The sequence below is a fragment of the Streptomyces sp. ADI95-16 genome (assembly GCF_003721495.1).
GTDB lineage: Bacteria > Actinomycetota > Actinomycetes > Streptomycetales > Streptomycetaceae > Streptomyces > Streptomyces goshikiensis.
Window position 1 is genome coordinate 7,566,614 of the sequence record NZ_CP033581.1, and the last position, 12,044, is coordinate 7,578,657.

12 protein-coding genes are annotated in these 12,044 nt (G+C 75.3%); 8 read left to right on the forward strand and 4 right to left on the reverse strand.

Annotated elements, in window-relative coordinates; genetic code table 11:
- Positions 1-233: 233 nt before the first annotated feature.
- Together EES41_RS33615 and EES41_RS33620 are read left to right on the forward strand one after the other, a co-directional pair.
- On the forward strand, positions 234-1,382 hold the full coding sequence (locus EES41_RS33615) for a molybdopterin-dependent oxidoreductase (protein WP_123081671.1): 1,149 nt from the start codon (positions 234-236) through the stop codon (positions 1,380-1,382).
- On the forward strand, positions 1,382-1,777 hold the full coding sequence (locus tag EES41_RS33620; protein ID WP_123081672.1) for a hypothetical protein: 396 nt from the start codon (positions 1,382-1,384) through the stop codon (positions 1,775-1,777). Before EES41_RS33615 ends, EES41_RS33620 begins: the two co-directional genes overlap by 1 nt.
- Before the next feature lie 47 nt (positions 1,778-1,824).
- On the opposite strand, the gene EES41_RS33625 is transcribed toward EES41_RS33620, so the two are convergent.
- Genes EES41_RS33625 through EES41_RS33635 form a run of 3 tightly spaced genes read right to left on the reverse strand, consistent with a single transcriptional unit; the run spans position 1,825 to position 3,811 of the window.
- Complete coding sequence (locus EES41_RS33625; protein WP_123081673.1) at positions 1,825-2,481, reverse strand: bifunctional 2-polyprenyl-6-hydroxyphenol methylase/3-demethylubiquinol 3-O-methyltransferase UbiG; 657 nt, start codon at positions 2,479-2,481, stop codon at positions 1,825-1,827.
- Entirely contained in the window at positions 2,478-3,098 is a 621-nt protein-coding gene (locus tag EES41_RS33630) for a DUF2064 domain-containing protein (RefSeq protein ID WP_123081674.1), read from the reverse strand. Before EES41_RS33630 ends, EES41_RS33625 begins: the two co-directional genes overlap by 4 nt.
- On the reverse strand, positions 3,095-3,811 hold the full coding sequence (locus tag EES41_RS33635) for a glycosyltransferase family 2 protein (RefSeq protein ID WP_100581057.1): 717 nt from the start codon (positions 3,809-3,811) through the stop codon (positions 3,095-3,097). The genes EES41_RS33630 and EES41_RS33635 overlap by 4 nt, the downstream gene beginning before the upstream one ends.
- 123 nt (positions 3,812-3,934) lie before the next feature.
- Between EES41_RS33635 and EES41_RS33640 the strand changes: the two genes are divergently transcribed.
- Together EES41_RS33640 and EES41_RS33645 are read left to right on the forward strand one after the other, a co-directional pair.
- Positions 3,935-4,705: a response regulator transcription factor gene (locus tag EES41_RS33640; protein ID WP_073798760.1), complete on the forward strand. Its 771-nt coding sequence runs from the start codon at positions 3,935-3,937 to the stop codon at positions 4,703-4,705.
- Positions 4,698-5,831 (forward strand): sensor histidine kinase KdpD, encoded by a 1,134-nt coding sequence (locus tag EES41_RS33645; protein ID WP_123081675.1) that lies wholly within the window; start codon positions 4,698-4,700, stop codon positions 5,829-5,831. The genes EES41_RS33640 and EES41_RS33645 overlap by 8 nt, the downstream gene beginning before the upstream one ends.
- Here EES41_RS33645 and EES41_RS33650 read toward each other — a convergent pair.
- Positions 5,761-6,861: an NAD(P)-dependent oxidoreductase gene (locus EES41_RS33650; protein ID WP_123081676.1), complete on the reverse strand. Its 1,101-nt coding sequence runs from the start codon at positions 6,859-6,861 to the stop codon at positions 5,761-5,763. The two genes, EES41_RS33645 and EES41_RS33650, sit on opposite strands and share 71 nt — an antisense overlap.
- Before the next feature lie 188 nt (positions 6,862-7,049).
- On the opposite strand from EES41_RS33650, the gene EES41_RS43925 reads away from it, so the two are divergent.
- From EES41_RS43925 to EES41_RS33670, 4 genes are all read left to right on the forward strand, one after another.
- Positions 7,050-7,340: a hypothetical protein gene (locus EES41_RS43925; RefSeq protein WP_123081677.1), complete on the forward strand. Its 291-nt coding sequence runs from the start codon at positions 7,050-7,052 to the stop codon at positions 7,338-7,340.
- Between the two features lie 139 nt (positions 7,341-7,479).
- A complete protein-coding gene (locus EES41_RS33660) occupies positions 7,480-8,595 on the forward strand; it encodes a cation diffusion facilitator family transporter (protein ID WP_123082864.1) in 1,116 nt (371 codons plus the stop codon).
- Between the two features lie 105 nt (positions 8,596-8,700).
- Positions 8,701-10,599 carry an alkyl/aryl-sulfatase gene (locus EES41_RS33665; protein WP_254211668.1) on the forward strand — a complete coding sequence of 633 codons (1,899 nt, stop codon included), beginning with the start codon at positions 8,701-8,703 and terminating at the stop codon, positions 10,597-10,599.
- 109 nt (positions 10,600-10,708) lie between these two features.
- Entirely contained in the window at positions 10,709-11,992 is a 1,284-nt protein-coding gene (locus tag EES41_RS33670) for an MFS transporter (RefSeq protein WP_123082866.1), read from the forward strand.
- The last annotated feature ends 52 nt before the right edge of the window (positions 11,993-12,044 follow it).

A 12,044-nucleotide genomic window follows, 5' to 3' on the forward strand; every position in this document is an offset into this window, starting at 1 on the left:
CAACGACCAAGGCGGCCAGGGCGACCGGGGCGACCGGGGCGACCAGAGCGATCAGGGTGGCCAGGGCGGCGGGGGCGGCGGCGGTGCGGGACGGGACGGTGAGGGCGGTGCGTGGGTTCACGTCCGCAGCGTTCCAGGAGCCGGGCCCGGATCGGGGCCCGGCGCCCCGCACGTCCGTGTTTCGTAAGGTGTCCAGCCGCCCGATCCGGCCCCGGCACGGGTGTGATGGGCGCATGCCCTTCACCCTCCCCCCGCCCGGCCGGCCACCCGTCACCTTCAAGGGGCGGCTGCACGACGCCCGGACCGCGACCGCGATCGGCCGCTGGCTCGGGCTGGCCATCGTCGTCTGCTTCGCGACCGGTGTGCTCAGCCACTACCTCCAGCACCCGCCGCACTGGCTCGCCGACCGGCTGCCGAGCCGCCCGTACTGGGGCTACCGGGGCACCCAGGGCCTGCACGTGGCATCCGGCATCGCCGCGATCCCGCTGCTGCTGGCCAAACTCTGGACGGTGTACCCGCGGCTCTTCGCCTGGCCGCCGGTCCGGTCGCCGCGGCACGCGCTGGAGCGGCTCTCGGTGGCGGTCCTGGTGGCGGCGGGCGTGTTCCAGCTGATCACCGGCTTCCTGAACACCTATCAGTGGTATCCGTGGCCGTTCTCCTTCGTTCCCGTGCACTTCGCGGTGGCCTGGCTGCTGCTGGGCGCGCTGCTCCTGCACCTCGCGGTCCAGTGGCCGAAGATCCACGCCCACTGGAGCCGGCGCTCCGAGGGCACCCTCGCCCTGCCCGCGGCCGACGGCCCGGACCGCAGGCAGTTGCTGACCGCCGTCGCCGCAGGGGTGGGCGCCGTCACCCTGACGACCGTCGGGCAGTCCGTCACCGCGCTCGCACCCTTCGACCTGTTCGCCCCGCGCAGCCCCGAACACGGCGTCCAGGGCCTGCCGGTGAACCGCACGGCCGCCGCCGCCCAGGTCACCGAGGCCTCGCTGACCGACTGGCGGCTCACCGTCGACGGGCCGCGCCCGTACCTGCTCACGCTGGCCGAACTGAGCGCGATGCCGCAGTACGAGGTCACCCTGCCCATCGCCTGCGTCGAGGGCTGGAGCAAGTCCGCCCACTGGTCCGGCGTCCGGGTACGGGACCTGCTGGAGCGCGCCGGAGCCGGGCCCGGCGCCGGAGCCCGGGTCGTCTCGCTGGAGGCGGCCGGCGCCTACCGGGTCATGGAGATGGGCCGCGAGTACGCCCAGGACCCGCTCACCCTGCTCGCGCTGCGGCTGGGCGGCGAGGTGCTCTCCCTGGACCACGGCTATCCGGCCCGGATCATCGCCCCGAACCGGCCCGGCGTGCTCCAGACGAAGTGGGTCGGCCGACTGGAGGTCGCGTGATGACGTACCGCCGCGCACTGGGCGGACTCGGGCTGGCTCTGATGGCGCTGGGCGGCGTCCTGCTGCTCGGGCAGCCCGAGCCCTGGCGGATCGCGCTGTGGCTCGCGGGCGCCGTCGTGCTCCACGACGGGCTGATCGCCCCGCTGGTCCTCGCCGTCGCCGCCCTCACCGCCGCGGCGGGACTGCGCCTGACCGGCGCACCCCGGGCCGCCCTCGTCGTCGCGGGCTCCCTCACCGCGATCGCGCTCCCGCCGCTCCTGCGCCCCGGAGCGCCGGCCAACCCGACGGTGCTGCCGCTGGACTATGCGCGCAACTGGCTGCTCGCGATGGCCGCGATCGCCCTCGTCACGGGCGCGTACCTGGGCATCCGCGCACTGCTGCGCCGCCGGGCCTGAACCAGGCCCGGCGGCGCGGGAACGAGGGGGCGGCGGGGCGCCGGGGATCAGCGCGTCAGCCGTACGAAGCGCCGGTCCGCCGCCTCCCAGGCCACCGCCCGGGACCAGCCCGCCTCGGCGGCGTGGACACCCAGGGCGCGGGCGCCCACCCGCGCCCACGGGAACGGCGCCCCCCAGCCGCCGTCGCCGTCGTCGAGGTGGACCTCGACCCGCTCGTCCACGTCCGGCGCGGCCACCTCCACCAGCAGCGAGCCGCGCGGATCCGTCAGCCGGGCGGCGCGCCGCAGCAGCGCGACCGGGTCCCCGCCGATGCCGATGTTGCCGTCGATGAGCAGCACCGTGCCCCAGCGGCCCTCGCTGGGCAGCGGATCGAACACCGACCGGCACAGCGCGCTGCCGCCCGCCCGCACGGTACGTTCCACCGCCGCCGGCATCACGTCCACGCCCAGCGCCGGACGCCCCAGCCGGGCCAGCGCCGCGACCATCCGGCCCGGCCCGCAGCCGATGTCCAGGACCGGGCCCCGGCAGCGCGCGAGCACCGTCGCGTCGGCCTCGTCCGGTTCGGCGCACCAGCGCGCCACGTCCAGCGGCAACAGCCAGCCGTCCGAGCGCCGCAGGTACAGGGGCCCGCGGCCGGCCCGCAGCGCGTCGGCGTACGGGTCGGCCCGCCAGGCGCGCACCGGCTCCGACAGCTGCGCCGTCATCGCGCGACCGCGCACAGCTCGCCGTGCAGCGCGGCGAACCGGGTACCGGGCGCGGCGGCCGCGACCCGCGCCGCGTCCGCCGGGGTGTCCACGTCACACAGCGCGGGCAGGTCCCGTACCGCCCGGCCGGACGCGGTCAGCCGCAGCCGCTGCTCCCGCCCCGTGTGCGGGACGGACATCGGGACGCCGAGCAGCAGCGCCGGATCGGGCCGGGCCAGGCCCAGTGCCCAGAACCCGCCGTCGTCCGCGGGACCGAACCAGGCGCCGGTGCCGGTGAAGTCGAGCCCCTGGGCCAGCAGCTCCGGGGTGACCTGCGGGGTGTCCATGCCGATCAGCAGCGTGGGCCCGCCGGACAGGGAGAACGCCGCGGCCAGCCGGACGTCCAGCCCGCCCGCGCACTGCGGGACCACCTCGATGCCCTCCGGCAGCCACGGCCCCGGCTGCCCGTCGAGGACCAGGACCCGCCGCCGGGCGTCGGTGGCGAGGACCGCCGCGAGGGTGTCCTGAAGTGCGGCCCGCGCCAGGCCGGCCGCCTGCTCCGGGGTGAAACGCGGCGTCAGCCGGGTCTTGACCCGCCCCGCGACCGGGGCCTTCGCGATGACGAGGAGGGTGCTCATGTACGTACTCCCGCGCTCGGGGCGGACCGCTTGAGCGGCGGCTCGGCCAGCACCCGGCGCATGTCCCGCACCGCGTGCCAGGTGCCCCGCCAGGTCCCGGTGACCTTCGACTTGCCCGAGCGCGGCAGGTACGGGACGTCCGTCTCGGCGACCCGCCAGCCCGCGTCGGCGGCCCGTACGACCATCTGGAGCGGGTAGCCGCTGCGCCGGTCGGTCAGCTCCAGGCCGACCAGTGCCTCACGGCGCGCGACCCGCATCGGCCCGAGGTCGTGCAGCCGCAGCCCGGTACGGCGGCGCAGCATCCGGGCCAGTGCCAGGTTCCCGGCGCGGGCGTGGGCCGGCCAGGCGCCGCGCCCCCGCGGACGGCGGCGGCCGAGCAGCAGGTCCGCCTCGCCCGCCGCGACCCGTGCCGCCATGGGGGCGAGCAGCCCGGGGTCGAGGGAGGCGTCGCAGTCGCAGAAGCAGACCAGGTCGGCGCGGGCCGCGAGCAGCCCGGCGTGGCAGGCGGCGCCGAAACCGCGGCGGCTCTCGTGCACGACCGTGGCGCCGAGACCGCGGGCGATGTCCGCGGAGCCGTCGGTCGACCCGTTGTCGACGACGATGGCCCGCCAGCCGGCCGGCACCCGGGCCAGTACCCAGGGGAGCGCCTCCGCCTCGTCGAGGCACGGCAGTACGAGGTCCGCGCGGGGCGGCGCGCAAGCTGATTCAGTCACGAGCCACACCGTAGGAAGCGGCGGCGGACGAATGGGGCTTTGAGTCCTTACGAAACGCGGACGCCCTCCCGACGGGCGCCGCCCCGGGCACGACCCGGCCCGCGCGGATGTCAGTCTTGAGCCATGGCAGCAGCGAACAACGCGGAGAGTACGGACGAGGGCGTGCGCGGCGTCCTCGTCGTGGACGACGACCCCACCGTCTCGGAGGTCGTCGCCGGATACCTCGACCGCGCCGGGTTCGCGGTGCGGCTGGCCGGCGACGGACCGGCCGCGCTGCGCGCCGCCGAGGAACACCGCCCGGACCTGGTGGTCCTCGACCTCATGCTGCCCGGCATGGACGGGCTGGAGGTCTGCCGCCGGCTGCGCGCCCGGGAGGCCGGGACCCCGCCCGTCCCGGTCATCATGCTCACCGCCCGCGGCGACGAGGACGACCGGATCCTCGGCCTGGAGGTCGGAGCGGACGACTACGTGACGAAGCCGTTCAGCCCGCGCGAGCTGGTCCTGCGCGTGCAGTCGGTGCTGCGCCGGGTCGCCGCCACCCCGGCCGCGGCCCCGGCCGCCGGTCCCCGGCTCGCCGCGGCGGGCCTGACCCTGGACCCGGCGGGCCGCCGGGCGGCCAAGGACGGTACGGAACTCGCCCTCACCCTGCGGGAGTTCGACCTCCTCGCCTACTTCCTGCGACACCCGGGGGAGGTCTGCGACCGGGAGCGGCTGATGCGCGAGGTGTGGGGCTGGGACTTCGGGGACCTGTCCACCGTCACCGTCCACGTCCGCAGGCTCCGGGGAAAGATCGAGGACGATCCGGCGAGCCCCCGACTGATCCAGACCGTCTGGGGCGCCGGTTACCGCTTCGACGCCCAGCCCTCCCCGACGGCGGTGGCCGGCCGTGCGTGACCTGCTGCTGATCGCCCTCTACGCCCTGCTCGGCGCGGGCGCCGCCGGACTCCTGGGAGCCGTGGCCCTGCGGATACTGCGCCGGCGCAGCGTCGCCGTCTCCCTTGCCGTCGTCGCGGCCGTCGCCGTGTCCGCGATGCTCGCCGGCACCCTCGCCGTGGCATGGGCGATGTTCCTGTCCTCCCACGACCTGGCCGTGGTCACGACGGTCGCTGCGGTGGCCGCCGCCGTCTCCCTGGCCACCGCGCTGCTCCTCGGGCGGCAGGTCGTGCTGCGCTGCCGGGAACTCGTCGGCGCCGCCCGCGTCTTCGGCGAGGACGGCACCTTCACGGCGCCCGCCGTCCCCGCCCCCGCCGAACTCGCCGCGCTCAGCCGCGAGCTGGCCCTCACCAGCGAGCGGCTGGCGGCCTCCCGCGAACGCGAGCGGGCCCTGGAGACCTCCCGGCGCGAGCTGGTCGCCTGGATCTCGCACGACCTGCGCACCCCGCTGGCCGGGCTGCGCGCGATGTCGGAGGCGCTGGAGGACGGCATGGCCGCCGACCCGGCCCGCTACCACCGCCAGATGCGCACCGAGGTCGACCGCCTCAACTCCATGGTCGGCGACCTCTTCGAGCTCTCCCGCATCCACGCGGGCGCGCTCAGCCTCAGCCGCACCCGGATGTCCCTCTACGACCTGGTGGGCGACGCCCTGACCGGCGTCGACGCGCTCGCCCGGGAGCACGGCGTACGGCTGGTCGGCGAGGGTGTCGCGGCGCTTCCGGTGGAGGTGGACGGCAAGGAGATGTCCCGGGTGCTGTCCAACCTCCTCGTGAACGCCATCCGCCACACCCCGGCCGACGGTACGGTCGCGATCGCCGCCGAACGCCGCGCGGGAGCGGTGGTGGTGTCCGTCACCGACGCCTGCGGGGGCATCCCGGAGGAGGACCTCCCGCGCGTCTTCGACACCGGCTGGCGGGGCACCCCGGCGCGGACCCCTCCGGCGGGCGCGGGCCTCGGCCTCGCGATCGTCCGAGGCATCGTCGAGGCCCACGCGGGCCGCGCGGACGTCAGTAACGTCACCGGTGGCTGCCGCTTCGAACTGACCCTCCCGGCCCCGGCGGCCGCTCCGGCCCCGGCTCCGGCGTAGGCCAGAGCGTCAGACGCGCCCCGGCCGCCGTCCCCGCCGCCGCGCCCGCCGCCAGTTCGGCCATCCCGGCGGCGAACGGCACCACCGGGCGCCAGTCCAGCTCCCGGCGCAGCCGCGCCGAGTCGGCGGTGATGTGCCGTACGTCGCCCAGCCGGTACTCGCCGGTGACGACCGGGTCCGGGCCCGCGTACGAGGCGGCCAGGGCCTTGGCCATGTCGCCGACCGTACGGGGATCACCGCTGCCCACGTTGTACGCCGCGAAGCCGCCCACGGGCCCCTCCGGCAGGGCCTCCAGCGCCGCCGCGTTGGCCGCCGCGACGTCCCGTACGTGGACGAAGTCCCGCCGCTGCCCGCCGTCCTCGAACACCCGCGGCGCCTCGCCCCGGGCCAGCGCGGAGCGGAACAGCGCGGCGACCCCGGCGTACGGCGTGTCGCGGGGCATCCCGGGCCCGTAGACGTTGTGGTAGCGCAGCGAGACCACGTGCCCGCCGGTGGCCCGCGCCCAGGCGGCGGCGAGGTGTTCCTGGGTCAGCTTCGTGGTGGCGTAGACGTTCCGCGGGTCCATCGGCGCGTCCTCGCCGACCAGCCCGGGCACCAGCTCGGCCCCGCAGCCGGGGCAGCGCGGCTCGAACCGGCCCGCCCGCAGATCGGCCTCGGCGCGCGGCCCGGGCCGGACCACCCCGTGCGCGGGGCACTCGTACCGGCCCTCGCCGTAGACGACCATCGACCCCGCGAGCAGCAGCCGCCGTACGCCCGCCTCCGCCATCGCGGACAGCAGGACCGCCGTACCGAGGTCGTTCGCGCTGACGTACCCGGGGGCGTCCCCGAAGTCCTTGCCGAGACCGACCTTGGCCGCCTGGTGGCAGACGGCGTCGACCCCGGCCAGGGCCTGCCGTACCTGCCCGGCATTGCGTACGTCCCGCCCGTCCGCCGCCAGGTCGAACACCACGGGCTCGTGCCCGCGTTCGGCCAGCTCGGCGACGATGTGCGAGCCGATGAAGCCCGCTCCTCCAGTCACAAGTACACGCATGCCCCGACGCTATGCCGCTCCCGCCCCGCCGAACCGGATGCGGGGCCGCCCGTCACGGATCCGTAAGAACCCCCGCCGCCGAACGGAGCCATCGGGCGCGGGCTCCTGTGTGTCGGAGGCCGGCGGGCGGCGGGCTGCCCCTACGTTCTGGGGGCGTGACCCCCGTCCTCCGTGTGAAAGGCGATGTCGTGAAGCGATCCGTCCGCAGCCGTGCCCTTGCCGCCCTGACCGTCCTGGCAGCCGCCGGCGCCCTCTCCGCCGTCGCGTCCCCGGCTCTGGCCGCGCCCGCCGATGGCGACTCCCACTACGTGTTCGTCCTGGGCAACAACAACCACGTCCAGGTCGCCGAGGACGACGTCTTCAACGCCGGCCGTGACAACACCGTCGGCTCCAACGACGGCACCGCCCCGCCGGCCATCGCCACCGCCGCCGCCCGCACCTTCGGCATGCCGGCGACGGACTGGACCCGCATGTTCTAGTCCGCCGAGGGCCCCGCCCGCAGCGGCGGGGCCCGCGCGCCGCTCGTGCTCCCCGGGCGCAGATGCGAGGGCGTCGCACCTGGTCACAGGCCGTACGACGGCTGTAGCCGCAACGGATTCCCTGTGCCACCGTGTGGTCATGGAGGGGAAACGGCACCCACGCGCCCACCCACACGCCCACCACCACGGCCACGATGCCCACGGCCCCGGCGGAACCCGCCCGGCACGGCTGCGGCACCGGCTGGCCCACCGGCTGCGCCCGCACGGCCACGAGCCGGCCGACAAGGTCGACACCGCCATGGAGACCTCGCGCGAGGGCATGCGCACACTGTGGCTCTCCCTGCTCGTCCTCGGGTTCACCACCGCCGTCCAGGCCGTCATCACCGCCCTGTCGGGGTCGGTGGCCCTGCTCGGCGACACGATCCACAACGCCACCGACGCCCTGACCGCCGTCCCGCTCGGCATCGCCTTCCTGCTCGGGCGCCGCGCGGCCAACCGCCGGTACACCTACGGCTACGGCCGCGCCGAGGACCTCGCCGGCATGCTGATCGTGGCGGCCATCGCCGCCTCCGCCGCCGTGGCCGCCTGGGCGGCCGTCGACCGGCTGCTGCACCCCCGTGACCTCACCCACCTGTGGGCCGTGGCCGGGGCCGCGCTGGCCGGGTTCGCCGGCAACGAGTGGGTGGCCCGCTACCGCATCCGTACCGGCCGCAGGATCGGCTCGGCCGCCCTGATCGCCGACGGCCTGCACGCCCGTACGGACGGCTTCGCCTCCCTCGCCGTCCTCCTCGGAGCGGGCGGCGCCGCGCTCGGCCGGCCGGCCGTGGACCCGGTCGTCGGGCTGCTCATCACCGCCGCGATCCTCTACGCCCTCGTCGGCGCCGCCCGCGCGGTCGGCCGGCGCCTGATGGACGCCGTCGACCCCGGCCTCGTCGAGACCGCGCAGGACGCGCTGCGCGCCGTGGCCGGGGTACGGGGCGCGGGGCCGGTTCGGATGCGCTGGATCGGCCACGCCCTGCGCGCGGAGGCCGACATCGTCGTCGACGCGCACCTGACCGTCGTCCAGGCCCACGCCCTGGCGGTGGCGGCCGAGCACGCGCTCATCCACGCCGTCCCCCGGCTGACCGCCGCGACCGTCCACACCGACCACACCCACCACGCCGCCGACACGGACCACACCCCCACGGGTGAGGACCCGCACGCCCTCCTCGCCCACCACACCGGGCGGCCGCCCCTGGTCCGCGGCGTGATCTGAATGGAGCAGGCGCGGTGGCCCGCGCCACCGCGCGGGCCCAGGGTGGGGACGGGGCTCCACCGACACGGGTGCCGGCCCACGGCCCGCTGAGAGGCAGGACGGTCTGTGAACGCTTCTCCCCGGGACGCCGAGCCCCCGATCGCCGAGGCCAACGCCGGCGTGCTGCGACGCTTCCCCTTCGAGGACACCCGCGACCAGGAGAACGAGCGCCGGGGCTTCATCGCCACGGTCGAGGAGCCCGCGATCCGAGCCGCCGACGGCCGCGTGGTGTGGGACCTGAACGCCTACGGGTTCCTGGCCGAGGACTGCCCGCCCACCGCCAACCCGAGCCTGTGGCGCCAGAGCCGGCTGGTCACGGGGCACGGCCTGTTCGAGGTGACCCCCGGGATCTACCAGGTGCGGGGCTTCGACCTGTCGAACATGACCCTCGTCGAGGGCGAGCGCGGCATCCTCGTCATCGACCCGCTCGTCTCGACGGAGACCGCCGCCGCCGCGCTCGCCCTCTACCGCCGCCACCGCGGCGACCGGCCCGTCACCGGGGTCCTCTACACGCACAGCCACGTCGACCACTTCGGCGGCGTCAAGGGCGTGATCGGCGTCGAGGAGGTCGCGGGAGGCGTGCCGGTGATCGCCCCGGAGGGATTCCTGGAGCACGCCGTCAGCGAGAACGTCTACGCCGGCACCGCCATGTCCCGCCGCGCCGCCTACATGTACGGCGCCGCCCTGTCCAAGGGCCCCCGCGGCCAGATCAGCTCGGGGCTGGGCGCCACGAACTCGACGGGCACGGTCACCCTCATCCCGCCGACGCTCTCCATCACCCGCACCGGGCAGAGCGAGACCGTCGACGGCATCCGCATGGTCTTCCAGATGACCCCCGGCACCGAAGCCCCGGCCGAACTGAACATCCACTTCCCCGGCCACGCCGCCCTGTGCACCGCGGAGAACGCCACCCACAACCTCCACAACCTGCTGACCCTGCGCGGCGCGCAGGTCCGCGACCCGCACGACTGGGCCCACTACCTCACCGAGGCCGTCCAGCTGTTCGGCGACGCCACCGACGTCGTCTTCGCCTCCCACCACTGGCCGGTCTGGGGCCGCGAGGACGCCCTCACCTTCCTGTCCGAGCAGCGCGACCTGTACGCGTACCTCCACGACCAGACGCTGCGCCTGCTCAACCAGGGCCGCACCGGGCCGGAGATCGCCGAGGAGCTGCGGCTGCCCCCGGCGCTGGAACGCGCCTGGCACACGCACGGCTACTACGGCTCGGTCAGCCACAACACCAAGGCCGTCTACCAGCGGTACATGGGCTGGTTCGACGGCAACCCGGCCCGCCTGTGGGCCCACCCGCCCACCGAGGCCGCCACCCGGTACGTCGACTTCATGGGCGGCGCCGACACGGTACTGAGCCGCGCCCGCGCCTCCTACGCCGAAGGCGACTTCCGCTGGGTCGTCGAGGTCGTGGGCCACGTCCTGTTCGCCGACCCGGACCACGCCGGCGCCCTCGCCCTCCAGGCGGACGCCCTGGAACAGCTCGGCTACGGCAGCGAGAACGGCACCTGGCGCAACTTCTTCCTCACCGGCGCCCTCGAACTGCGCCACGGCACCGTCGGCACCCCCGCCAGCGCCGTCTCCGAGGATATGCTGGCCGCCCTCACCCTCGACCAGCTCTTCGACTCCCTCGCGATCCGCGTCGACGGCCCGCGCAGCTGGGACGCCGACATCACCGTCCGCTGGCGGTTCCCCGACGGCCGCGAGCCCAGCACCCTGCGCCTGCGCAACGGGGTGCTCACGCACATCCGGGGCCTCGGACCGGCCGTCGGCGAACCCGACGTCGAGATCACCCTGGACGAACCCTCCCTGCGCGGCATCCTGCTCGGCCAGGCGGTCCTCCCGGACCTGGTGGCCGCTGGCCGCGCACAGGTCAGCGGCGACCCCGCCCGGCTCGCCGAGCTGATCGGGCACCTCACCGACCCCGACCCGGACTTCGCCATCGTCACGCCCTGAGGACCGCCGCGGTGGTACCGGGGCACGCGGAAAATGCGTTGCCCGGGCGCGGCGGCGTCGCTGAGGATGGACCGTTGTGAGTGCTCCAGGTTCGTCCCTCCTGTCCCGTCTGTCCCGTCTGCTTCCCGATCTCGCCCCATGGCGTTCCAGCCGGGACTTCCGACTGCTCTTCTTCCAAGGCGTGGTGACCTTCTTCGCCTCCGCCATGGCGATGATCGCGCTGCCCCTGCAGATCAAGGAGCTCACGGACTCGCCGCTCGCGGTGGGCGTGATGGGAGCGGTGGAACTCGTACCGCTGGTCGTCTTCGGCCTGTACGGCGGAGCCCTCGCCGACGCCCTGGACCGCAGACGCGTGATCCTGCTCACCGAGGCCGGGCTCGGAGTGCTCTCCGTGGTGCTGCTGGTCAACGCGCTGCTGCCGGACCCGCTGTTGTGGCCCCTGTACGTGGTCGCCGCCGGCGTCTCCGCGCTGGCCGGACTCCAGCGCCCCGCCCTGGACTCGATGATGGCGCGCATCGTGCCGCACGAGCAGCAGACCGCCGCGGCCGCCCTGAACTCGCTGCGCTACCAGATCGGCGCCATCTCGGGACCCGCCCTGGCCGGACTGGTGGTGGCGTACGCCGGATACGGGGCCGCCTACGGCGTCACCGCCGTCGGGTTCGTCGTCTCGGTCGGCCTGTGCACCCGGCTGTCCCCGGCCCCGCCGGTCGGCGGCGCCGAACGCCCCGCGCTGCGCGGCATCGCCGAGGGAGCCCGGTACGCGTGGAGCCGGCCGGTCCTGCTCGGCACGTACGCCGTTGACCTCGCCGCGATGTTCTTCGCCTTCCCCAACACCCTCTTCCCCTTCCTCGCGGACGAGCTCGACGCGGTGTGGGCACTGGGCCTGATGTACTCGGCGGGCGCGATCGGCGGGCTGGCGATCGGCCTGACCAGCGGATGGACGTCACGGGTGCGGCGGCACGGACTGCTCGTGATCTTCGGAGCCGGTGTCTGGGGCGTGGCCATCGCGGCCGCCGGCTGGTTCAGCCAGATCGGGGTGGTCCTGGTGTGCCTGGCCGTGGCCGGCGCCGGCGACATGCTCAGCGGCCTCGGGCGGGCGACGATCTGGAACCAGACCATCCCCGAGGAGCTGCGGGGCCGGCTGGCGGGCATCGAAGTGCTCTCGTACAGCGTCGGCCCACAGCTCGGCCAGGTCCGCGCGGGCACGGTGGCGGGCTGGACCGGCACCCGCTCGGCGTTCTGGAGCGGCGGCCTGATGTGCGTGGCCGCGGTGGCGATGCTGACCGCGATGCTGCCGAAGCTGGTCACCTACGACGCCGACACGGACGAGGACGCGCTGCGCCGCCGGGAGGCGAAGCGGGCCGCTGTGGAGCCGGCCCCGGCCGAGCACTGAGCGGTGTCGGCGGCGGCCGGTACGCTCCCGGCCGGGTCGCACGCGGCGGACC